A 22,565-nucleotide genomic window follows, 5' to 3' on the forward strand; every position below is an offset into this window, starting at 1 on the left:
GCGGCGGTACCACTGCGGTACGGGTCGGACGGGAATCGGTGGTCAGCCGGTGCTGCGCACGGCCTCCGCGGTGACCAGACATTCCGCGAGGGCGATGTCGACGGCGGTGAGATCCGGTGCGTGGGAGGCGAGGGGCGTCCACAGGTGGCGAAGTCCCCGTTCCAGGCCGGCGGCACGGCCGTCACCGGCGGCGGCGAGCCTCGCGATCAGCGCGCATCCCAGGGACAGTTGAGGAATCCGCATCCAGGCTTCGCCCGGCCCGTGCAAACGGCCGGGGTCCCGTCCGCGGAAGGCCTGGGCCAGGTCGGGGTGTCCGTCGTTCAGAAAGATCTCTACGGCGTCCAAGCCGTCGTGGAACTCCTCACGTGCGGCGTGGTACTGGAGGTCCTTGCGGGCGCGGAACGCCCGCCAGGCAGCGTCGGCACGGGTGTCGGGGTCCAGAAGACCCCGTGGGACGACACGGGCGCTGCGCCACACGGCCCGCTGTTGGAGTTCGGGGAGCTGGTCGAGGGCACGGGTCTGGGTGTCGAACCGGCCGACCGCGCCACTCCGATCCGCCTGCCCGGCCAGGAGTGCGACGGCGCTGTCGCCCAGGAACTGGCTCACCTCGCCGAGGAGTTCCGCTTCCTCCGGGTACAGCTCCCCGACGTCGTAGGCGAGGTCACCGGAGAGGTACGGCAGCAACGGGGCCGTGAGCAGCAGCGCGCACAGGGGCGCCTGCCGCCAGACGTGACGTACCAGGGCAGGGTTCGCCACCTCCCGTATCCGTAGGGCCGCGAGACCGCTGCCGGCGAGCACGGAGGCGAGTTCGCCGGAGCGCAGTGCGGTGTCGGCCGCTCCCGTGAGGGCGGTGGGACCGGCGTCCGCGAGGGCGCTGCGGCATTCCGCCGGTGCCGTCTCTCTGGCTCCGCACGCCTGCAGGTCGCGTCCGTGGGCGGCCACGATCCACTGGTAGGGAATCGCGTCGGTGTCGCGCGGCAGCGCACCGTGCCCAGCCAGATACTCCGAGACCCTGGCTCCGGTTCCCTGGCTGGCGGCGGAAATCCACGGGGAGGAACGGCGCAGCACGAGGGTGTCGCGATCGTGCAGTCGGGGCCACCCGGGAGGCGGGGGTGTGGGGACGCCCGCCTTCAGGTGCACGATCAGGGGGCCGAGCGACCGCCAGGCCGGGGGTAGCGGGATTCGGCCGCTCTGGTCGACAGTGGCGGTCAACGGGGGTTCCCACGGGGCGAAGACGGCGTACAGGCGGGCGGTCAGTTCGCCTGGATGGCGCAGTCCCCGCAGCAGCAGTCCGCCGCCGTCGGGTACGACGCTTTCCGCGATGGGCTGGGTGCGTACGGTCGCGACATGGATGCTCTCCCCCGCGACCAGCAGCCGTATCTCGGCCTTCGCGCAGTCGCGCATGGTGTCCGCCAAGGCCGCCAGTGAGTACCGGAGGTCTCCCCTGCGCGTGCGGGTGCGGCGTTCCGGACGCAGCGTGTGCAGGGTCGTCCCCTCGACGACCAGGGCCAGCAAGGGCGTCACCGCCACCGCCTGTTCGGGCAGGCGGACGGTCAGGGCGCTTTCCCCTGCCAGGTCCGTCGCGTCGATGTCGAGCGGCCGAATGGACCAGGTCAAGGGCTGACCGTCGAGTTCGAGGCGGACCTCGGAGTGCGGGATGCGCGCCTCGGCGGCGAACCGACGGACCCCGTCGGCCAGGACCAGCCTCTTGGTGATCTCGTACGGACTGAACGCGACGGCGTGTGCGGAGGGGATGACCGGTCCGTCGGCGCCGAGCGTGATCCGAGCGGGGGCGAGGCCTCCGTGCGGGGCGAGCAGGCGCCACTCGGCGGTCGGTTGGGCCGTGATGCCCTCGGCGAGGAAGGCCGCCAGTCGGCGCCCGCGCCGGGAGCCGACGCGGTGGACGAAGATCTCGTACGGTCCCAGAAGCGGGCGGGGGACGTCCTTCCACGGGTCGAGGAGCGCCCCGGGGGCGCCAGTGTGACGGACGAGAGGCTCCCCGTGGCCGGGGCGGCGCACTTCGGCCTGCCAGAGTCGCGTGTCCGGTTCGCCCTGCCGTCGCGGGAGCCGGAGAGCGGGCGGACAGTGCCACACGGGCGTCCCATCGTCACCCGTGATCCAGCGCAACGTCGCACCGCCCTCCCAACCGAGCGGCCGTCCGGCTGCGACGTCCAGCCAGCTTTCCGCAACCGCGGCGGAGGCCCGCACTCGCCTCACCCCGGTCAGTGACACCCTGCTCAGAGTCCAGCCGTTCCAGCCGTACGGGGTGGGCAGTTCCACAACCCCGGGGTCGGCACCCTCGATCAGCAGGGCGCCCGCGTGCAGGATGCAGATCTCGGCGGCGGGCAGGGGCTCGTCCGGGGGAATGCGGTGGCCGTCGGCATCGAAGGCCAGCAGGGCGGTGTCCGGGTCCACGACGGCCGAGACATGTGTGGTTCCCGTCGCATCCGTCGCCTCGACGCGGCGCACGGGGCCGGGCAGCACCCAGTAGGGCGGCTGGGCCGCGAACACCTCACCATCGGCGGACAGTTGCCAGTCTCCGGGGCCCGGCTCGCCGGGCAGGGTCAGCAGCACACTGCCCGCGCCGGGACCGAGACGGAGCTCGGGGGGACGGGCGGCGCCGCGGGACGAGGCCACCGAATCGTGCACCGCGGTCGGGGCGCGCCATGTCCAGCCCAGCGAACGGGCGGCCTCGTGTGCGGCGCGGCTCCACTCACCGGCGCTCTCCGGGGCGGCTCCTTGTGCCCCCAGGTCGGGGCGTGCCGCGAGCACGCGCGCGCGTGCGTCGGCCACCAGACGGGCAAGTTGCGGACCGTCGGTCAGGGCCACGGTGTGGACCGCGCAGGCGGGCCAGCGTGCGAAGACCGTGTCGCGGGGGAGGTCGGAGTGGTCCGCGAGCAGCCGGTACGCCACCAGCGCCTCTAGGACGAGCGCGGTCCTTACGGCGGCGACCGGTTCCGGACCGCCGACGGGCGGCTCCCCCGCCTCGCGCCAGGCCCGCTCGCAGTCGTCCAGCAACCGCGTGGGATCGACCAGCATGTCCCGCCCCTCCCCGCCTCGGGCGTACGCGCTCTCGCCCGGGACCGACCATCGCTGTACGTTCTACCATTCCTTCACATATGAGGCATGGGGAGCCGCAGGTGAACGGTGCGCGCCACCCGGGGCGTGACTGCTTGTCAGTGGGGCGTGGTGCAATGCGAGAAGGCTCGTCGCACCGCGGTACGGCACATGGGGGGGCACGCTGATGACGACGGACACCGAGGCCGGGACGCCGACCGTGCTGCATGAGGCGCTGGTGACTGCCGCGGGGCCACAGCGAGCCCTGACTCCGGTGGCCTTGCGGGGACTGCTGGTCGGCGTGGATACCGCGGTGGTGGCCGAGGTGCTGGGCCGGGTGATGGCAGAGGGCGTCGCGCTGCCTCCGGCCGCGGTGGCCGCGTTCGGTCTGCAGGGCGGTTCCGCGGCCCCGGCCGCGCCGGAGACACCTGCGACGAGCAATCCGCCCAGCGACACGCGAGGTGAACGCGGCGTTCCAGCGGAGTCGGAACCACGCAGACCACCGTGCTTCACCCTTGAACTGCACCAGGACAGCATGCTGGACCTTTCCGCGTTGACCGTACGAGCGCTGGGTTCCGACGTTCCCTCCGGGTCCCGGCCGCCCTTGCGGGCCGAGAGGCCGTACGAGACGCCCGTTGACCCCACGACCGCATCTCCCGCTCCGGCTCCGCCGCGCCTCCGGTCCGAGCCCGTCGCCGGGCCCTCGGAGGAGGACACCTCTGCACCTCTGGCAATGTTCGACGCCTTCAAGCACTACCGCAAGCAGATCAACAAGTTCCCGCTGCTCTCCCGGCAGCAGGAGGCGGAGCTGGCCCAGGCCATCGAGGCGGGACTGCTGGCTCGCGAGCAGTTGGACGAGTCCGGCAGACAGGTCGCCCCCAAGCTGCGGCGTGAACTGGAGCAGCTGGTCCGGCTCGGGGAACGGGCGTTCACGGACTTCGCCCAGGCGAACCTCCGGCTGGTGGTCAGCACGGCCACCTGGTACACAGGCCGCGGACTGGACCTCCTGGATCTGATCCAAGAGGGCAACCTCGGTCTGCTGCACGCCATCGAGAAGTTCGACCACCTCAAGGGGCACAAGTTCTCGACGTACGCCGTCCCGTGGATCCGGCAGGCGATCACACGGGCCCTGGCGGACAAAGGCCGCACGGTGCGTATTCCCGTCCACGCGTACGAAACGCTGGGCGCGCTGCGCAAGGCGGCACGGGAGTTGGGGCACGGGTCACCCACCGACGCTCTGCCCCTGGTGGCCGCCCGCGCGGGTGTCACCGTTGACGAGGCGCACGTCCTACTGGCCCGGGTCCGCCGAACACTGCCCATGGAAGACTTGACCGAGTCCATCGGTGACGACGCCCTGCACGAGGAAGCGGACCGCAGCATCCACGGACCGCACTGGACCGACCCGGACTTCTACTACGGTGGCCTGTCCCCGGAAGAGGTCCGTGAGCTGCTCAACTGCCTCTCCGAACGAGAGCACCGGGTGATGACCCTCCGGCTCGGACTCGACGAAGGCCCCGAGCTCACTCTCGACGCGATCGGAGCGGAGCTGAACGTTACCCGGGAGCGGATACGCCAGATCGAGTCCAAGGCCCTGACGAAGCTGCGGGAGCGGATCGACGAGTACCGGAGCATCCACGCCGCCCGTGCGGTCAGCGAGCCGTCGCGCGCCACACCGGGCGACGTGGACGGGCCTCCCGCCGAGTTCGCTTCCGACGCCCCCTGCGTGCGTCGGACGGTCTACCAGCCCGGGATCATCGTGGTCGGCCATCAGACGATTCACGTGGGCCTGCAGTGGCACGCGAAAACCGTAACCGTCCTGGTGGCGGACGAATGGTTCCGGGTGATGCACGACGGGCGCGTGATCACGACGGTCCGTCGCCACCGCGCGGGAGTCCGCAAGATCCACGGGGCTCCGGACTGACGCGGTGCCGGAGCCCGCGCTCGGCATCACGCCGCGAGGAACGCACTGGCCCGCCCGCTGTACGACACGTACAGCGCCTCGCGCGCCCGGGTGCAGGCGACGAACAGCAGGCATCGCTCGGCGGCCAGGTCGGTGGTGTGCTGGATGCGGTCCACCTCGGCCGGGGTGACGGCCGGCCCGAAGGGGAACGCGGACCGGGTGACTCCAGTGACGGCGACGCACCGGTACTCCAGGCCCTTCATGCTGTGCAACGTCGACACCCGTACCCCGACCGCGCTCTCCGGTTCCCCGTCCCGCACCCGCACCACCGGGATGTCGGCCGCGGCGAGGCGGTCGTGGAGCTTGCCCGCCAAGGTGTTGAAGCGGGCGCAGACGGCTATGTCCGAGGGTACGACCCCGGCGTCCATCCAGTCGCGCACTCGGCGCACGACCGCATCGGCCTCCTCCTTCTCACTCCCGTGCCCCTCACACACGGGCTGTGCGCCGTGCAGCAGCGAGCGGTATCCGGTGAGGGTGTCGTGGGCGTCGCCGGTCAGGTCGGCGACGGGCTCGCTGTCGAGCAGGCCGCGGGCCCAGCGCAGGATCTCCTCGGTGGAGCGGTAGTTGACGCGCAGTCGTCCGCTGCGTCCAGCGACGGAGATGCCGAGAGAGCGCAGCGAGACCCGGGCGTCGTAGATCCGCTGGTGCGGGTCGCCGGTGACGAACAGGTCGTCGGGGCCCTCCGCGGCCAGGACGCGCAGCAGGCGCCACTGCGCCGGGTGCAGGTCCTGCGCCTCGTCCACGACGACATGGTCGTACGACGGTCCCGCACCGGGCTTGTCGCGCAGCAGCCGGGTGGCCTCGGCGCAGACCTGGAGCCAGGTGTGCGCGCGGTCACGGGTCAGGCCGTCCTCGAACAGGGTCACGGCCTGCCAGACGCGCCGCCGCTGGGTCTGCCCGAGCGCGCTGCCGCGTCCACGCCGGTCGCACGCCAGGTACTCCTCCTCGCTCCGCAGGTCCTGGGCGAGCACCACGTGCCGGTACTCCTGGGACAGGAACGCCTCGTTCCAAGGCAGTTCGAGGCGGCGGACCACGCGCTGCCAACGGGTGCGCTCGTCCCGGTCACCGAGCGCGGCCCCCGGGTTGCCGCGCAGTTGCCGTACGACGCGGTGGGCGACGGCGTCGACGGTGGTGACGTCGACACGGGCGAGCAGCGCCGGGTCGTGGTCGAGCAGCAGGGCGAGGCTGCTCTGGAGGGAGCGGGCCAGGGCTCCGGTGTAGGTGGTGAGGAGGACGCGCGTGTCGGGTGCCCGGTCCAGGAGGTGCTTGACCCGGTGCAGGGCGACGACCGTCTTTCCGGTGCCGGGGCCCCCGGTGATCTGGGCGGGTCCGGCATAGCTGGGCCGGTATGCGATGCGCCGCTGGGTCGGGTGGAGGAAGATCCGCCAGGCGGCGAAGGGCTTGGTCAGGATGTCGGCGAGTTCGTCGGGGCCGGTGACGAGCGCGATGCGGCTGCGGGTGCGGGTGACGGCGGCGGCCAGGTCGTCCCCGGTGGTGTCCTCCCGCACCGCGCTCTCGGCGTCGGTCGTCTTCTGGCGTACGGTGACGAGGTCCCGGTAGATGTCCTCGGGGTCGAGGCCCTCGGCGAGCAGCCACAGCGCCTCGTACTGGTCCTCCGGCATCAGCGAGCCGAACGCCTCAAGCTGCGCCTTGCTGGTGACGGTTCGGGCCGCCCGCAGGGTGACGTCGTCGACGCCGAGGTGCCGCAGGACGGTGTCCGACCAGGGAGCGAACAGGAGTTGGGGGGCCGCGGCGGCCTCCTGGGCGAAGAGCGGGGTGATCTGCTCCATCGCGGTCAGGTCGCGTACTTCGAGGCAGCGGGTCACGGAGTTGACCGTGTAGAGCCGTCGGCGGGCCCAGGAGTAGGCCTTGTCGTGGGGGACGACGTGGACGAAGACGAAGAGGTCGCTGCCGTCGTCGGGTGCGAGGAGGACGATCCGCAGCCCGTCGTCGACGCGGATGGTCCGCATCCGCGGGTCGCGCGAGCTGACCACCGACTCCAGGTGCAGCCCCTTGTCCGCGTGGAGTTGCGCCACCGTCAGCTGCTGGAACTTGGCCATTGCCTTGTGGACGCGGGCGCGGGCCGGTTTGTCCAGCCGGTCGACGCCCTCCCAGAACGTGTTGGTGATCGCGATCTGCGGCATGTTCCCCACCCTTCTACATCACTGACCGACAGAGTATCTGTTGACTCAGTTCACGAAAACCTCCATGATTCGAGGGCAGGAGTTGCCGCACGACACGGTGACCCGCACCTCGCAGCGCACCGAGGAACTGAAGCGCCCCTGACCGTCAGAGGGAAGCCCTAAGGTCCTTCCCAGGTGCTACGACCAGTCCGATCACCGAGGGGGACGCCGTGCAGGCGAAGGAAACACTGTTCGCCGATCTCGTGCAGGGGAGGGCCCAGCAGTTCCAGGTGCCGCTCTATCAGCGGACGTATTCCTGGACGGAGAAGCAGCTCAGACAGTTGTGGAGCGACATCCTGGAGCAGGCCGAGCTGCTGGAGTCCGGGGAGAAGGCGAGCACGCACTTCCTGGGGTCCGTAGTTCTCGCGCCGTCACCGCAGAACGAGGCAACGTTCCCCCGCTGGCTCGTCGTCGACGGTCAGCAGCGACTGACCACGCTCTCACTCGCCCTGGCCGCGATCCGCGACCACATAGCGGACGCCGTGCCGGACGAGGCCGAACGCATCGACGAGGAATACCTCATCAACAAGCGGAAGAACGGCAGCGATCACTTCCGGCTGCTGCCGACCCAAGCCGACCGTACGCAGTTCGCCGCGTACGTTCGAGGGCCGCTCTCGGAGCAGGCCGCCGACGGAGCCGTCGCCGCGGCCTACCGCTTCTTCCGCCGTAAGCTGGTCGAGGCTGCCGATCCGGCTGCCCCGCAGGACGTGTTCCGCATCGAGCAGGCCATCACGTCCCGGCTGACACTGGTGGCGGTCACCGCCGAGCGCGGTGACAACGTGCACCGGATCTTCGAGTCGCTCAACAACACCGGCCTCAAGCTGAGCCAGGCCGACCTGCTGCGCAACTACCTGTTCATGCGGCTGCCCACCCGCGGTGAGCATGTGTACGAGACGTACTGGCTTCCCTTGCAGGTCAGTCTGAGCAACGACGAGCTGGAACAGCTCATGTGGCTTCAGCTGGTACTCAACGGGGACGACAGGGTCCGGCGCCAGGACCTGTACGCGGCTCAGCAGCAGCGCTTCGAGCGCGGTGAGGCCAGCGAGGCGGAGATCGAGGCGTACATCACGGAGTTGTACCGGCGCGGCGCCCTCTTCCGGCGGTTGCTGCGCCCCCAAGAGGAACCGAACGCGGCCGTCCGCGCCCATCTGCACCGCTTGGACACCTGGCAGGCCCAGGTCACCTACCCCGCCCTGATGCTGCTGCTCGACCGGCGCGAGCGCGGAGACCTGAACTCCGCGGACACGGCTCGGGCGATGTCGTACGTCGAGAGCTTCCTGGTACGCCGCATGATGTGCCGGGTGCCGACGAACAACCTCAACAGGATCTTCCAGGCGGTGCCTGGGCAGCTCCCGTTCGACATGCCCGTCGCCGACGGGCTGCATCAGCTCCTCTCCGCCGAGAACCGCTTCTGGCCCGATGACGACGAGCTGCGCGAGAAGGTCCGGACAGCACCCTTCTACAAGTTCGGACGCGGGCACCAGCGGAAGATGGTGCTCCAGCGGCTGGAGGAGAGCTACGAGCATCCCGAGCCGGTCGACTTCGCCGCCGCGCAACTCACCGTCGAGCATGTCATGCCGCAGTCGCCGGGCGACGAGTGGCTTCGGATACTGAGCGAGGACGTGGTCGACGGCGAGAGCGCGGAGGACCTGCACTCCCGGCTTCAGCACACGCTCGGGAACCTGACGCTCACCGCGGTCAACTCCGAGCTGTCCAACCACCCCTTCAAGCGCAAGCAGGACCTCCTCCAGAGCAGCCACCTGGAGATGAACCGCCGCATCGCGGCCACAAAGCGGTGGGGCGCGGACGAGATCCGCGCCCGTGCCGACGATCTCGCCGACCGCGCGATCGCGCTGTGGCCGGCTCCGCTGCGCGGAGTCGGCCGAGCGGAGCGGAGCCGGGACTGGAACCTGGCCCACCAGGTGCTCGCGGCGCTCCCCCACGGCACCTGGACGTCGTACGGCGACCTCGCGGCGTTCATCGGCTCCGGCGCCCAGGCCGTGGGCAGCCATCTGGCCAATACGCCGGGGGTGGCCAACGCGTACCGGGTCCTCACCTCTGAGGGCAAGGTCTCCGACGGTTTCCGCTGGACACCCCACGACGTGGGAGGCGATGTCCGCGCCCGGCTGACTGCCGACGGCGTCCGCTTCACGGCCAACGGTGGCGCCGATCCGGCCCAGCGCCTCTCCGCCGACGAACTCGCTGTGCTGGTCGGCGGCGCTGAAGACGACCAGGCCGACGGCGAAGCGGACACGGCGCAGGGCACACCGGAGAATCAGGGAGAAGAGACACACGCCGACCAGTTCTACGCTCAGCTCGTGGCGGAGAACTCCGACGAGAGGCGGTTCTTCCGGCGCCTCGCAGCGCATGACTCACCCGAGACCGTGGAGGCGGTACGCGCGCTGTTCGCCCACTGGGAAGAACTCGGCGGCTCGATCCGCTGGGTGGGAAACGACACCATGAGCAGCGCTTTCCTAATGCTGGGTGAGCTGATCGCCCCGAGTCGCTTGATCTCGCCGCTGAGCTTCATGCCGGGCGGCGGGTGGGCCGCCTCGGCGCACGTCGGCCTCCAACACCTGACCGGAGGGGAGGCGTTCACCGACCGCGCCCTGCGTGCCGACTTCCTAAGGCGCCTCAACGAACTTGAGGGTGTCGACCTCCAGGACAGACAGCCGGGGCCGGACCCCAGCTTCCAGTTGTCCGTACTGGAGAAGGACCGCAACCGTGAGCTGCTCCTCGAGGCTCTGACGTGGTTCCGAGAGCGCTGGGAGAGTCGGGACACAGACTGAGACTGGGACTCAGGGGGAGGCACCCCGGCCGATCGTCATGAGTCGAAGAGTGCCCCTTGGCGGTCCGCCCCTCGCCATGGGGTGCGAGCGAGGACAAGGCCCCTTACCTCAGCCGCGCCCGCCTGGCGTAACAGGCGGGCGACGGCCTGCATCTGCTGGCCGGTGGTGAACAGGTCGTCGAAGAGGAGGATGGTGCGGTCCTGTAGGCGGCGCTCGATGCGGATGGCCTTGGCGTGGGCGGCGGCCGCGAGACGCTTGGCCTCACGGTTCCTTCCGGCCGAGCGCTCGGTGTCCACCGGCTTGACCAGGACCGGGGACGTCGGGAAAGGCCAGCGGCCAGCCGTGTCCTCGACGGCGGCGGCCCCGAGGATCGTCTCGATGTGCTGGATCGGGGTGCGCCCCGTCCAAGTGGGGTTGCCGACGACTAAATCGACGTCGGCCATCCGGTCCGGATTGCGCTCCATCCACCCGACGACCAGGCGCCCGAAGATGGTGGCCCAGCCCCAGGCCCCGTCGTACTTCAGGCGCCGGACCGCGTTCTCCAGGTCGCCCGAGAACATCGCGATGGCGTCGACCCGACTGAACCCCCGTTCGTCCGGGGATAGTTCGCATAACGCATTGGAGCAGCGGCGTGCAGTTCCAAGGGCCTGGCTGCACACCGGGCAGTGCGCGTCGGGGACGGGTTCCAGGGAGTGGGCGGCGCAGGTGGCGCAGATGGAGGCGCTGCCGCCCAGGTAGTACGGGCAGCGGGCGCAGTGCGGGAAGCCGAGGGGTTCGAGTCCCTCGACGCGTCTCACAGGATGGCCAGCGCGAGTTGCTGGCGCTGCTCACCCGCCTTGCGCATCTGTTCCGCTCCGGCCAGCCCCTCCAGTACGTCGCTCAGCTGGTCGACCACGGTCGCACGCCCCTCCTCCAGCATCTTCGCCGCCCAGGGCTGGGCGGCGACCAGAGAGCGCAGGAGGAATGCCCGTTTGCCGTGCTCGGAGGCGATGCGCGCCTGCATCTTCGCGCCCGAGGTGCGGGCGGCCTCAATGACGACCGTGCCCTGGGTGAAGCCGCTCATGGTGACGTTACGGCGGGGGAAGGTCCAGCGGGCCGGGCCGGACGTCGGCCAGAACTGGGAGACGACGGCGCCGCCCTCGGCGACGATCCGTGCGGCGAGGCTCCCGTTCTCCGCCGGGTACATGGGCGCGGCGATCCCCGTGCCGATCACGGCGACCGTCCGGCCGCCCGCGTCGAGGGTCGCCGTGTGGGCGGCGGTGTCGACCCCCCGGGCCAGGCCGGACGTCACCACGACCGAGTGCTCGACCAGCCCGCGGGCCATCCGAGCCGCCCGCCTGCGTCCGTCCTCGCTCACGTCACGCGTCCCGACGACGGCCACGGACCGGGCGTCCCGGTCCTCCAGGTTCCCGCGGACCCACAGGAAGGGCGGCAGGTCGGGGATCAGGCGCAGGTTCGCCGGATAGTCGTCGTCCAGGACGGTGACCAGGCGGGCACCGGCCCGCTCGGCGGCCTCCGTCTCAGCGGCCACCCTCGCCTCCTCGTCGTGGAGGGAGCCGAGCGTCGCACCCAGCAGTTCCTCGGCCTTCACGGCCGCCTTGGACTTCTCGGGCACCCGTCCCCGGTACAGCTCATCGAGCCCGCCCGGCCTCTGCGCGACCCTGGCCAGCAGTTTCCAGTCAAGCGTCTCGCCCTCGTGCCTGAGGGCACACAGCAGGAGCAGGCGGTGCTGCTCGTCCGTGATCGTCGTCTTCATCCTTCTACTCCGTCGCACATGTTCGAAGGACGCAGGGCGTCTGGTTCCGGCCTCTCGGCGCGTTGCCTCAGTATGACCTGGCAGCGCGGCCCTCGTGAGTCGAACAGAAAATAGCTCGCGCGTTCTATTCTCCTCACGCATGTTACTGCCGGGTCGCGGGCGCCCGCCAGAGGCACTGGGCCAAGACCGTCTCGCCATACGGGTCCCTCGTGGGCGAGGCCGCTCGTCGCGCCCGGCTCACCTCATGTCGACGGGTCCTCGGCTGCCTGGTCGGCTGCTTCGTCGTGCCGCGGTTCGGACTGCTCCGGCCGTCCCCGGAAGGCGGCCCCCTTGGCTGTCCGCGATTCGACGCGTTCCACGATGCGGTCGACGACCCGCTGAGGGTCCTTCCACTTCAGCGCCAGCCGGTCGTGGTCCATCCCGTGTTCGGAGACGATGTCCCGCAGCTGTTCGAGGCCGAGCTCACCCAGGCTTGAGCGGAGTCCCGTCTCGCCTGCTTCGGAGAACACCGCGAACGGGTCGATCACCCCCGGAGCCCGCCGACTACGCCTCGGGCGTTCGGCCGACCGAGGCGCCGTCTGCGGATCGGGAGGCGTCAGCGCCTTGGCCAGTGCTCTGGCGAAGCGGGTCGTGCGTGCGGCTTCGGACGCCACCACGCCGAGGACACGCGCGAGCGTCGCTGCGAGCTCCGGGTCGGACGCGCCGAGCTTGATCAAAGCTTCCTCGGCCTCCCGCACCTGGGCGCTCAGGAGACCACCGCCGTCGGGCCGATTGTCGCTCTGCTCGGTCACGCCTTCTCCTCGACCAGTTCGATGAACTCCTGCGTCATGGCACGGAAAGCGTCGAATCCGCCCTGGTACCCGTACTTCTGCCGCAAAGTACCGCGACCGACGAACTCCGCCGAACCGGCGATGTCGTTCTTCTCCGGGATGAAGGTCGGCAGTACGGCGGGGAGCTTCTTGTCGCCCTGAAGCCGCCTGACGGTGTTCCAGTGGACCGTCGAGTTGGCCTTGTATTTCGTGATGACGATCCCGATCTCGTTGATGGTCTCCCCCAGGTCGTCCGCGAAGGCCCGCACACGCCGCTGGATCTGCGGGATTCCGTAGGTGGACAGGACATCGGGAATGGTCGGGATGATGTATCCCTCCGAGATGCGCAGACCGTTCAGAGTGACGATTCCGAGGTTGGGAGGACAGTCGACGAGCACGTAGTCATAGTCATCAATGATTTTCCGGGTCGCCTTGCGCAGGAGATCGGTGGGGTTGTTGGCGTGGAAACGCCCCCTGGGCATGGACGCCAGGCGATCCTGGACGTCGATGAGGTCCAGCGAAGAAGGCAGGAGGTCCACCTTCGTCACCGCATCGACCGATGAGACATTGCGCTGGAGCGTCTTCTCCAGGTCGAACTCCAAAGGCTCGTCCTCGGGGCGGAGCGCGTCCTTGAACAGGGTGGCCAGGGTGTACCCCTCGTCGTTGAGCTGCTCCCACCTCTCTTCCCCGATCAAGACCGTCGTCAGATTGGTCTGCGGGTCGAGATCGACCACCAGGACCCGCTTGCGGAACTCCGCGGAGAGGAACTCCGCGAGCCCGGCCGTGGTGGTGGTCTTCCCGACGCCGCCCTTGAGATTGATGGTCGAGATGACATGGGCTTTGGGAGCCATGTGCTTCTTCCTCCGTTTGAGGTAGCGCCGAATCTGACTCGCCCGGAAAACCGGCCCGCTCCGCAGGTCCGCGACGGGAACGGGGAAGTGTTTGTCACGGGCGCGCCAATTCGCCACGACCGTCCGACCGACCTCCGCCATCTCCGCCACTTCGAACAGTCCGACGAGTTGGTCCTCCGCCTCGGGCATGTCTTCCATGACATCTCCCCGTGAACGGCCTTCACGATTTCCCGCTCATCGTGAAGGCCGTTCACAATCACGGTCAACGCTCAACTTCGGTGAGCGGAAGCGCAGTTGAGTTCACGCGCCCCCTTTGAGCGCGGGTTTGCGCCGGGTGTACTCGGCCCAGACCGTCTTGCCGCCGAGGTGGTGGGGCTCGCATCCCCAGGCATCGGCAAGCGAGGCGACGAGGAGCAGGCCGCGCCCGGACTCGCCGTCCCCGCCTGGTGCCGGTTGGGGCAGGTGGTCACCCCGGGCGTCCGTGACCTCGATGCGCAGGGTGTCGGCCGTAAGGGTCAGGGCCAGGCGGGCGTGGCGGCCCGGCGCGCTGCCGTGCAGGGCAGCGTTCGCGGTGAGTTCCGCGATGAGGAGGGAGGCCGTGGCCGCGTCCTCTTCGTCCGCCGCGACCTCCGGGCAGTCCTGCTGGTCAGCGAGCCAGCGTTCGGCGGCGTGGCGGGCGGTGTGGGCGCCGTGTCTGTTGGTGGGGAACGTGAGGTGGAAGTGGTGGATGGTGTCGCTCGGTTCACCGGTGACGGTGACGGTTTGCTGGATCACCTCACCGAGCGTGACGGAGTGCTTCTACTGTGTGGAGGGTGCGAGGCGGTACGGAGGGTGACTGTCCCGGTGTGGGAGGCGGGATGTACGGGCGTACGGCCGTGACCTGGCCGGATGTTCGGCGGTTCGCCCCTGGTGCGACGGAAGTGGGCGGTGGTACGGAATGGTGGCACGGGCGGGCGGTTCGGGGGTTCCCATCGGCGGTGAGGCGGACGGTACGGACGAGGTGGCCGACCTGTTCCGGGCACTCGGGCGGCAGATCAAGGTCGCTCGGGTACGGGCCGGGATGAGCCAGAGGGAGCTGGGCGACCGGCTCGGGTACGGGGAGGAGACGATCTCCTCTGCCGAGCGGGGGCGGCGGACGCCTCAGCCTGACCTTCTGGTCGCGGTGGATGAGTTGCTGGGGTGTGGGGGGCTGCTGGCTTCGGCTGCGGAGGATGTGGAGCGGGCGAAGGCGAGGAGGAGGGTGCGGCATCCGGAGTGGTTCCGGGATTATGCGCGGTTGGAGGCGGAGGCGGTTGAGATCCACGACTACAGCGCGCTCGCCGTTCCCGGACTCTTGCAGACCAAGGCGCACGCTCAGGTGGTGTTCCGGTCTCGGCAACCCTTGTTGGACGAGGAGACCGTCGAACAGCGTGTGGCCGCACGGTTGGACCGTCAGGAGATCTTCAAGCGTTGGCCGCCGCCGTTCACGACGTTCACCATCGAGGAGTCAGTCTTGCGCCGCCCGCTCGGCGGGTGGGACGTTCATGGCGAGCAACTTGAAGCGCTGCTGAGGTTCGGCGGACTACGCAGTGTCGAACTCCAGGTGCTGCCGATGGACCGCAAGGAGCACCCCAGCCTGGGCGGGCCGTTCATTCTGCTCACGCCGAAGGGCAAGCCACAGGTGGCCTATCTGGAGGTGCAGCACATCAGCCGGTTGATCACCGACCCGGACGAGGTCCGTATTCTTGCCGCACGCTACGGCAGCATCAGGGCGCAGGCGCTCACGCCAGAAGAGTCACTGACCCTGATCAAGAAGATGCTGGGAGACCGATGAACGCCGAACAGCCAATAAGGCTGGAGTGGTTCAAGAGCACCTACAGCAGCGGCGAAGGGGGTGCGTGCGTCGAGGTCGCCGCCAACCGGACGGCCGTCCGCGTACGGGACTCCAAGGAACCGGGTGATGGTCCGCAGCTCGCGTTCACGCGGGGCGCGTGGGCCGGGTTCGTCGCGGACCTCGGGCGGGACGGGCTCTGACCGACCCACCCGAGGCTACGGCGCTCAGGCCGCGTGACGTGGCCCCTTCCCCGGCGGCGGGTCCAGTACGGTTCGGTACTCGCCGCCGGTTGCGCGCGCCTCCCCCATGCGGTCGTAGATGTCGAGGATGAGGTTCTTGGTGCGGTAACCACCATGGGCGGCCTCTTCATCGCTTTTGAGGCGCGAGAACGTGTCCATGACGTACTCCGCATCGTCGCGGGCCAATCCGTATAGGTGGAAGAAGGCAGCGTCCAGCTCTGCACGCAGCAATCCGCGCCTATCCTCATCCCACCGGAACGGACGCCCCTCGGCACTGATGGCTCTTGCGAAAGCCTCCATGTCGCAGGCGGTGTAAACAAGTTCCGCCACTCTCACGGCAACCCACTCAGCCACTGTTTCGCCCCTGCTCCATGCACACGGCTGCTCGCCCGTCTCAGGGCTGGGCACTGGAAGCTGGTAGACCGTGAAGAACTTCAGGTGTGTACCGCTGAACTTCTGACGCGCTACGAAGTCGAGCACGTACGAGGACAACGACGCTTGGAGCAGCGCGGGATTGCCGAAGGAAGGCAACATCAACAACGTGCCGTCAGGAACGGCGGTGCGGTGCAGAGCAGTGTTGATCATGGTGCGGCGATCCGAGGTCCGGCAGATGTCACGCCACCCCAGCAGCCAGTCCTCGTACCAATCCTTGTCCGCCAGCCGCGACTTGACCCCTGGCCACATGATCGGGTTCAGCTTCTTGTCCCGCTTGCCCGAGTCCACATCGAACTCCGGCACCCAATACCGGGGCAGCGGCGCGAAGTCGGGGTCGTCGTGCTGTTCCGGCGTCACGCGCGGCAGGGTGCCGACGTTAGCCTGGGCCTGGGTCTGGCCCTCGTACGTGCCGAGGCGGTGGTCGAAGTGGTGGAGCATCTTCGCCTCGTACAGCGGGAGATAGCGGCGCGTCTTCCCTTCCTCATCGATGCGCGCGAAGACGTTGCCGGTCAACTGCCAGCCGTCGTCAACCAGTTCCTGCTTGCCTTTGAACAGGTGGGAGTCGTTCGACATGTGGAACATGGTCATGAACGTCAGACCCCACGGGTTGGTCCCGCCCCAGCCGTTCTCGTCCGGCTCCTTCATCAGCACCGGGACCCGGCGGTAGATCCCGAGGGTGATCTCCGCGTCCCGCCGGGTGCGGAACACCGGGAGCGTGCCCGTGTTGGGGTTGACCAGCAGGATCTCCTCCGGAGGCATGGCGAACCGCCGACCGTCCAGGTCCTCCATGTACCGGGTGCCGAAGGCGAAGGACGCCTCATCGACGCGCGTACCGACGCCGGTGACCGTGAGCAGGGAGAAGCGCACCGAGTGGTGCACGTCCCGGCTGAGGATGAACGCCTCGTTCTCGAAGTCGAGGAACGACGCGAGCCGCGCCGTACGCACCAGGTCGGAGAAGAACGGCGCCGTCGTCGCGTCGGTGGCGATGCCCGTCGGCAGGACCAGGCCCAACCGCCCCGTCGGCGCGATGCCCAGGGAGGCGGCCTCGGCGAAGACGGCGTACGTGTTGACGTCGCCCCGTCCGGCCAGCGGGAAGCGGCCCGAGCCGCGCAACAGGTGGCTGACACCCTCGGAGAGGCGGCGCGCGTCGATGAACTCGGCGTGCAGCGTGCGGTCCGCTTCCTCCTCGCTCTCGGCCAGCGCGTCGATCATGCGCTCGCGGGCCGCCTTGTTCGCGGCCTTCGCGATCTTCTCGTCACGGGTGGCGAAGAACTCCTGTTCCTGGAGCTTGACCCGCTCCCACGGCGGATTCCCCAGCACACAACTGAACCCGCCCTTCCACCCGGTCCGCTGGTCCACGCCCGGCGCATTCACATCCGCCGGAACCCGGAACACCTCCGGGAACTCCAGGTGCCAGTGGAAGAACCGGTACTCCTCCCGCAGATCCTTGATGTGCTTCAACGTACCGTCGGGCAGGCTCGCGCCGCCGCCCTCGGAGTGCAGGGTCAGCAGTGACTGCGTCGTCAGCGCGGGCGGCGTCGCCATCTTCGTCTTCTTCCAGACGAACGCCGCGCACCACGCGTCGGCCAGCTCCACCGCGCGGGTGTAGTCCCGGGACGTGGTCAGCTCGCGGTACGCCTTGGCCTGGTTCTGGACGTCCTCCAGTTCCAGCGAGTCCGTCCCGGTGATCGCCGAGACCTTCTCGCCGAACTCCGCGTTGGACTCGGCCAGCACCTCCTCCTCCGCGAACAGGGCATCTTGGTTCGCCCCGTGGCGCAGCGCTACCTTCCACGCGGTCCGCTCCGCCGCGTTGCGCTTCTTCAGGTCGGTGACGTGCTTGGAGTCGTCGCCCTCCAACGGCTTGAACGCGTCGTCGGGCAGGCCCTCGCCCAGCAGCTTCGGTGTGGTGCCCAGCAGGCCGTTGCCGTGCTTGATGTGGGCGTCGAGGAACGTGAGCGGACGGCCCGGCTCCATCGCCTCGATCCACAACGACACCTTCGCCAGCTCCACGGCCATCTTGTTGAGGTCGACGCCGTACACGCACCGCGCGACCACGTCACGCAGCGCGTGCCGGACGTCCTCGGCACTCGGTTCGGGGTCGTCGGTGCGGATCTCGGCGAGGCGGCGGGCGATACGGCGGGCGGCGGCGACCAGGAAGTGGCCGGAGCCGCAGGCGGGGTCGCACACCGTCAGGGCGAGCAGCGCGTCCTCGCGCTCCTTCTTCGTCGTACCGGACTTGACCGCCTGCTCGATCACCGGGTCCAGGGTGGAGTCGAGCAGGCAGTCGATGAGGGGGGACGGGGTGTAGTAGGAGCCGGACGTCTTGCGGTCGTTGCCGTCCAACTTGGCCAGGACGTACTCGTTGCCCTCGCCGAGGCGCGGCTCCAGTTCGAGCAGGGACTCGTAGACCGAGCCCAGCTCGTCGGCGCCGAGGTGGCGGTAGTCGACCTTGCGGGGGCGGCCGAGCTTGGCGTCGTACACCTCGGACAGGGCGCGTACGGCCTCGTACAGGGACTGGTTGGACAGGCTGAGGCCGTCCAGGACCGCGTCCGTGGCGGTGGGCTCGAACAGGCCGCCCAGGGCCGGGAGCCCGAGCTCGGGGCGGCCTCCCGGTGTGCCGAGGCCCTTGATGACCAGCTGCAACGCCTGCCACTGGTCGCCGTGCAGGGTGCCGGTGCGGCGGGCGACGCGGCGCAGGCGGGCCGTGGAGAAGTACTTCTCGTACGTGTCGCGGGCCCGCTCGGTGGCGTCGGGGTGCAGGAGCAGGTCGCGGTCCTCGGTGACGAAGAGGAACAGCAGGCGGTAGGCGAGGCGCAGCAGGGCGGGGTGGAGGTCGTCGCGGACGTTCTTGTCGCGGGTGCGCAGGGCGTCGCGCAGGGCGGCGTTGTCGGGGTGGGCGATCAGCCCCGTGCCGATCACGGTCAGGGCCTTCTCGACGCCCTTGCGGAGTTCCTTCAAGGCGCGGGTGCCGGAGTCGATGGCCTCGGTGCGCCACTTCTCCAGGGGGCAGGTCGCGGCGGGCTCGCCCTCGGCGCGGGGCTCGAAACGGGTGCGGTGCAGCAGGCGCCACAGGAGCACGAAGTCGTCGGAGCGGTCGCCGTCGAAGATCGCCCGGAGGTCGAACTCGATGAACGCGGCGCCGGTGAGGGACGCGGACTCGCGCAGCAGGCGCAGCTGGCGGCCGTTGGAGAGGACCCCCCAGAGGGTGGAGTCCGCCGAGCGGTTGAGGTACTCCTGCACCATCGACTGGGGGGCCTGCTTGGCCAGTTCGGTGGTGCGCGTGTCGAGGGGGACGTTCCAGCCGGTGAGGTGGACGGGGACGTGCGCCCAGTGGTGGCTGACCTCGAAGTCCTTCTCACGGTCGTGGGAGGGCAGGCCGGGCGCGGGGACGGGCGCGAGGGCGCCGAAACCGAGCTGCTCGAAGAGGGGCAGCAGCCAGCGTTCGGTGGTGACGCCGACCGCGTGCACGCCGGGGTCGGCGTCGGCGCCGTCGCGGGCCAGGGCGTCCTGGTAGGCGGCCCACACGCCTCGCAGGTAGCCCCAGGAGCGCTCAGCGGCGTCCCGTACCGAGTCGCCCTTGGCGTACAGGCGGTAGTCGGCGGGCTTGGAGCCGGTCTGCTCCTTGCCCTCCTTGATGCGGACCAGGAGGTCGTACGGCAGGAGACCGCCGACGGTGGCGACGGTGTCGGTGACGAGGGTCCTGGCGGTGCTCATGCGCCCACTCCCTGGGGGAACGTCGGGGCCGGGCGGTAGTGGTACACGCCCAGGATGTCCGGGTCACCCTGCGGGACGACCTTGAGGCCCGCGAGGCGGGCGCGGGAGGCGGTGCGGACCCTGCGGTGCGAGGCTTCCAGAGTGCGGCCCAACTCGGCCGACTGGGCCCGCAGTTCGGGCATGATCGCCGAGAGGGCGGCCAGGATCCCGGCGATGTGCTCGGTGGCGAACTTCGGGTCGGTGTTCTGCGTGGCGCGGGCGTCGAGGAGGGCCAGCGCCTCGTCCTCCGGCAGCCAGTCGGGGGCGTCGGGTTTGCCGCGGTAGGCGACCACGCGTGCGTCCTCGGCGAGCTGCTCGCGCACCGAGCCGTCGCGGGCGGGCAGGTTCAGCTGGAAGCGGTGACGCACCAGCAGGAGCGTGGTGTTCCGCTCCACGGCCGTCGTACGGACGACTCCGCAGCGGCGGGCCGGGCGCTGCCACTCGGGGACCTTGCCGACGTCGTCGAGGGCCGCGTCGAGGACGAAGCGGGCGACGGCGGCCACCACCGGGTCGGTGCGAGTGAGAGCGGCCTCGCCGCGCGGGGCGCTGGGGGCGTCGTGGAAGACGACCGGGCGGGGGTGTCGGGGGCCGAGCGCGTGCGCGATGGTGTCCCGCAGGCCCTGCGGGAGGGCGTCGGTGTGCGCGGTGAAGCCGCCCTGTTTCGTGGGGGCGGGCATACCGCGCAGGGCGCTCAGGGCGCGGCGGGTGAAGTCCCTTACCTCTTCGCCGGTACCAAGCGCGGCGCGGATCTCGTCGACCTCGGCGGCGACCTCGTCCTTCTTGATGGTGAGCTGGGCGTACCGGGAGCGGTGGCGCTTCTCCCGCTCGGCGGAGGACTGCCAGGCGATCTCCAGCTGCTCGGCCACGTCCTCCTGCGCGAACAGCCCCTCCTGCTCGTATGCCGACCGCTCGCCGCGCAGGATCAGGCCCTCGAAGACCGCCTGCATGGCGCTCTCGGACTCCTGCGGCACGGGCACGGAGATGCCAGTGACACGGCGGATGCGCTCGTGCTTGCGCAGCAGGACGTTGAGGACGATGCCGTCCACGGGGTTGTCGGCACCGTACAGGGTGAGCGCCTTGACGACGTCGGTGCGCTGGCCGAAGCGGTCGACGCGGCCCTCGCGCTGCTCGTGGCGGGTCGGGTTCCACGCGAGGTCGTAGTGGAGGACCGCGTCGAAGGACTCCTGGAGGTTGACACCCTCTGAGAGGCAGTCGGTGGCGACCAGGACGCGGCGCTCGGGCGCGGGGTTGCCTTCCTCGTCGGTGCCGGTCAGCTCGGCGATGCGGGTGACACGCTGGTCGGGCGAGAGTTCGCCGGTGACGGAGGCGACCGCGACCGGGTGCTCCGTGCCCTTCTTGTTGAGCACCTTTTTGAGGTGGTCCGCCACGTAGTCGGCGGTCGCGATGTAGCGGCAGAAGACGATGGGGCGGTAGCCCTGGTCGAGGAGGTCGGAGACGGTTGTGATCAGCTTCTTCAGCTTGGCGTCGCGGGTCGGGCCGTAGAGCTTCTTGGCCGACTCCACCATCGCGATCAGACGGGCCCTCTCCTCGTCGTCGACCTCACTGTCGCCGTCATCGGCGGCGGCCGCGGGCAGCCGTGTGCCCGGTACCGCGTCCGCGGACTCGGGGGTCTCGCTGTCGGCCGGGTCGGAGACGGTGCGCTCCCCCGTGCGGTCCGCCTCGGCGGGGGTGTCCGCCTCCTCGACTCCGGCGCGCGTGTTCAGGGACTGCACCGCGGCGGCCGGGGAGGAGGACAGGGTACGCAGCAGGGCGAGGGTGGACCACCAACGCTGACGCTGCTGGAGGGCGCCGTCCGCCGCGCGTACGGTCTCGCGGGCGTACGACAGGACCTCGTCGAGGAGCCTCTTGTAGTCGCGGTGCAGGGTGTAGGCGGTCTCGGCGGTGTCCCGGGAGGACGGGAAGTGGGCGCCGTCCTGGAAGTCCTCGCGGATGTCGGCGCGGCGGCGCTGCACGAAGAACTCGGCGAGCAGCCTGCGGCCCGCGTCGGTGTCGAGGGGCACGGCGGCCAGGCGGTCGTCGAGCAGGCCGATCAGGCGGCGGAAGGGCTCCTCCTTGCCGCTGTGCGGAGTGGCCGTGACCAGCAGGAGGTGACGGTCGGTCCGGTCGGCGAGGGCGCGCAGCAGTGCGTACCGCTGCTGGGACGAGCGGGCGGACGCGCCGACCGTGGTGTCGGAGACGCAGGAGTGCGCTTCGTCGACGATCACCAGGTCGGGGCAGTTGCGAAGGAAGTCTTCGCGGTGGCGGGGGGACTTGATGAAGTCGGTGGAGACGACGTACGCGCCGTCGGGTCGGAACACCGAGTGGCCGTACGGGGTCTCGCGCTCCAGGCGGCCGATGGTGGACGGCAGCACGAGGCGGGCGTCGACGCCGAACTTGCCGTACAACTCGGCCCTCCACTGCTCTGCCAGAGCGGGCGAGCACAGCACGACCAGGCCCCGGGCGTCGCCCTGCGCCAACAGCTCGGCGGCGATCAGCCCGGCCTCCACGGTCTTGCCGATGCCGACGTCGTCGGCGATCAGCAGCCGTACGGTGTCCTGGCGCAGCGCCATCAGCAGGGGGACCAGCTGGTACGGGCGCGGGTCGACGGCGATCGAGGCGAGGGCCCGGAAGGGGCCCGCGCCGGAGCGGAAGCCGATGCGCAGGGCGGTGCGCAACAGCCTGGCCGCCTGCTGATCGCCGAGGTCGGAAGGGGTGGGCGGGGCGAAGGTGGCGGGGACCACGGTCTCCAGGCCGGGCAGGACGCCCGCGATGTCGTCATCGGCGCCGCCGAGGGGGCGCAGGACGAGCAGGTCGGGTGTGGAGTCGGGCAGCACGACCCACTCACGGCCCCGGGCGTGGACGAGGGAGCCGACGGCGTACTGCCGGGACGGCTGGGCGGCGGTGGTCATGCGGGCCTTCC

Annotated in this window: 13 protein-coding genes; 4 read left to right on the forward strand and 9 right to left on the reverse strand. The window is 69.9% G+C overall.

The features are described 5' to 3' along the window. Positions 1-42 precede the first annotated feature (42 nt). A complete protein-coding gene (locus tag ACFVQG_RS17655; protein ID WP_383383246.1) occupies positions 43-3,039 on the reverse strand; it encodes a hypothetical protein in 2,997 nt (998 codons plus the stop codon). 751 nt (positions 3,040-3,790) lie between these two features. On the opposite strand from ACFVQG_RS17655, the gene ACFVQG_RS17660 reads away from it, so the two are divergent. Continuing rightward, entirely contained in the window at positions 3,791-4,978 is a 1,188-nt protein-coding gene (locus ACFVQG_RS17660; RefSeq protein ID WP_383383249.1) for an RNA polymerase sigma factor RpoD/SigA, read from the forward strand. Between the two features lie 26 nt (positions 4,979-5,004). Here the strand turns inward: ACFVQG_RS17660 and ACFVQG_RS17665 are convergent, their stop codons facing one another. After that, positions 5,005-7,161, reverse strand: a complete 2,157-nt coding sequence (locus ACFVQG_RS17665; protein WP_383383252.1) for a UvrD-helicase domain-containing protein — start codon at positions 7,159-7,161, stop codon at positions 5,005-5,007. Positions 7,162-7,370: 209 nt separating this feature from the next. Here ACFVQG_RS17665 and ACFVQG_RS17670 point away from each other — a divergent pair, with 209 nt between their 5' ends. Continuing rightward, positions 7,371-9,989 carry a DUF262 domain-containing protein gene (locus tag ACFVQG_RS17670; protein ID WP_383383255.1) on the forward strand — a complete coding sequence of 873 codons (2,619 nt, stop codon included), beginning with the start codon at positions 7,371-7,373 and terminating at the stop codon, positions 9,987-9,989. A gap of 35 nt (positions 9,990-10,024) precedes the next feature. Here ACFVQG_RS17670 and ACFVQG_RS17675 read toward each other — a convergent pair whose 3' ends face one another. The 5 genes from ACFVQG_RS17675 to ACFVQG_RS17695 all read right to left on the reverse strand — a co-directional run bounded on the left by ACFVQG_RS17675 (position 10,025) and on the right by ACFVQG_RS17695 (position 14,179). Further along, positions 10,025-10,549 carry a ComF family protein gene (locus ACFVQG_RS17675; RefSeq protein ID WP_383383258.1) on the reverse strand — a complete coding sequence of 175 codons (525 nt, stop codon included), beginning with the start codon at positions 10,547-10,549 and terminating at the stop codon, positions 10,025-10,027. 233 nt (positions 10,550-10,782) lie between these two features. Then, positions 10,783-11,745 (reverse strand): DNA-processing protein DprA, encoded by a 963-nt coding sequence (locus ACFVQG_RS17680; RefSeq protein ID WP_383383261.1) that lies wholly within the window; start codon positions 11,743-11,745, stop codon positions 10,783-10,785. Between the two features lie 242 nt (positions 11,746-11,987). Further along, positions 11,988-12,536, reverse strand: a complete 549-nt coding sequence (locus ACFVQG_RS17685; protein WP_383383264.1) for a hypothetical protein — start codon at positions 12,534-12,536, stop codon at positions 11,988-11,990. Then, positions 12,533-13,603 (reverse strand): ParA family protein, encoded by a 1,071-nt coding sequence (locus ACFVQG_RS17690; protein WP_383383267.1) that lies wholly within the window; start codon positions 13,601-13,603, stop codon positions 12,533-12,535. Before ACFVQG_RS17690 ends, ACFVQG_RS17685 begins: the two co-directional genes overlap by 4 nt. A 102-nt stretch (positions 13,604-13,705) precedes the next feature. After that, positions 13,706-14,179 carry an ATP-binding protein gene (locus ACFVQG_RS17695; protein ID WP_383383270.1) on the reverse strand — a complete coding sequence of 158 codons (474 nt, stop codon included), beginning with the start codon at positions 14,177-14,179 and terminating at the stop codon, positions 13,706-13,708. A 163-nt stretch (positions 14,180-14,342) separates the two neighbouring features. Between ACFVQG_RS17695 and ACFVQG_RS17700 the strand changes: the two genes are divergently transcribed. Next, a complete protein-coding gene (locus tag ACFVQG_RS17700; RefSeq protein ID WP_383383273.1) occupies positions 14,343-15,218 on the forward strand; it encodes a Scr1 family TA system antitoxin-like transcriptional regulator in 876 nt (291 codons plus the stop codon). Further along, on the forward strand, positions 15,215-15,418 hold the full coding sequence (locus ACFVQG_RS17705) for a DUF397 domain-containing protein (protein ID WP_383383276.1): 204 nt from the start codon (positions 15,215-15,217) through the stop codon (positions 15,416-15,418). The genes ACFVQG_RS17700 and ACFVQG_RS17705 overlap by 4 nt, the downstream gene beginning before the upstream one ends. Positions 15,419-15,442: 24 nt before the next feature. Here the strand turns inward: ACFVQG_RS17705 and ACFVQG_RS17710 are convergent, their stop codons facing one another. After that, complete coding sequence (locus tag ACFVQG_RS17710) at positions 15,443-19,606, reverse strand: Eco57I restriction-modification methylase domain-containing protein (RefSeq protein ID WP_383383279.1); 4,164 nt, start codon at positions 19,604-19,606, stop codon at positions 15,443-15,445. Further along, positions 19,603-22,554 (reverse strand): helicase-related protein, encoded by a 2,952-nt coding sequence (locus ACFVQG_RS17715; protein ID WP_383383281.1) that lies wholly within the window; start codon positions 22,552-22,554, stop codon positions 19,603-19,605. Before ACFVQG_RS17715 ends, ACFVQG_RS17710 begins: the two co-directional genes overlap by 4 nt. Positions 22,555-22,565: the final 11 nt, after the last annotated feature.

The sequence above is a fragment of the Streptomyces sp. NPDC057877 genome, assembly GCF_042796855.1.
Taxonomy (GTDB): domain Bacteria; phylum Actinomycetota; class Actinomycetes; order Streptomycetales; family Streptomycetaceae; genus Streptomyces.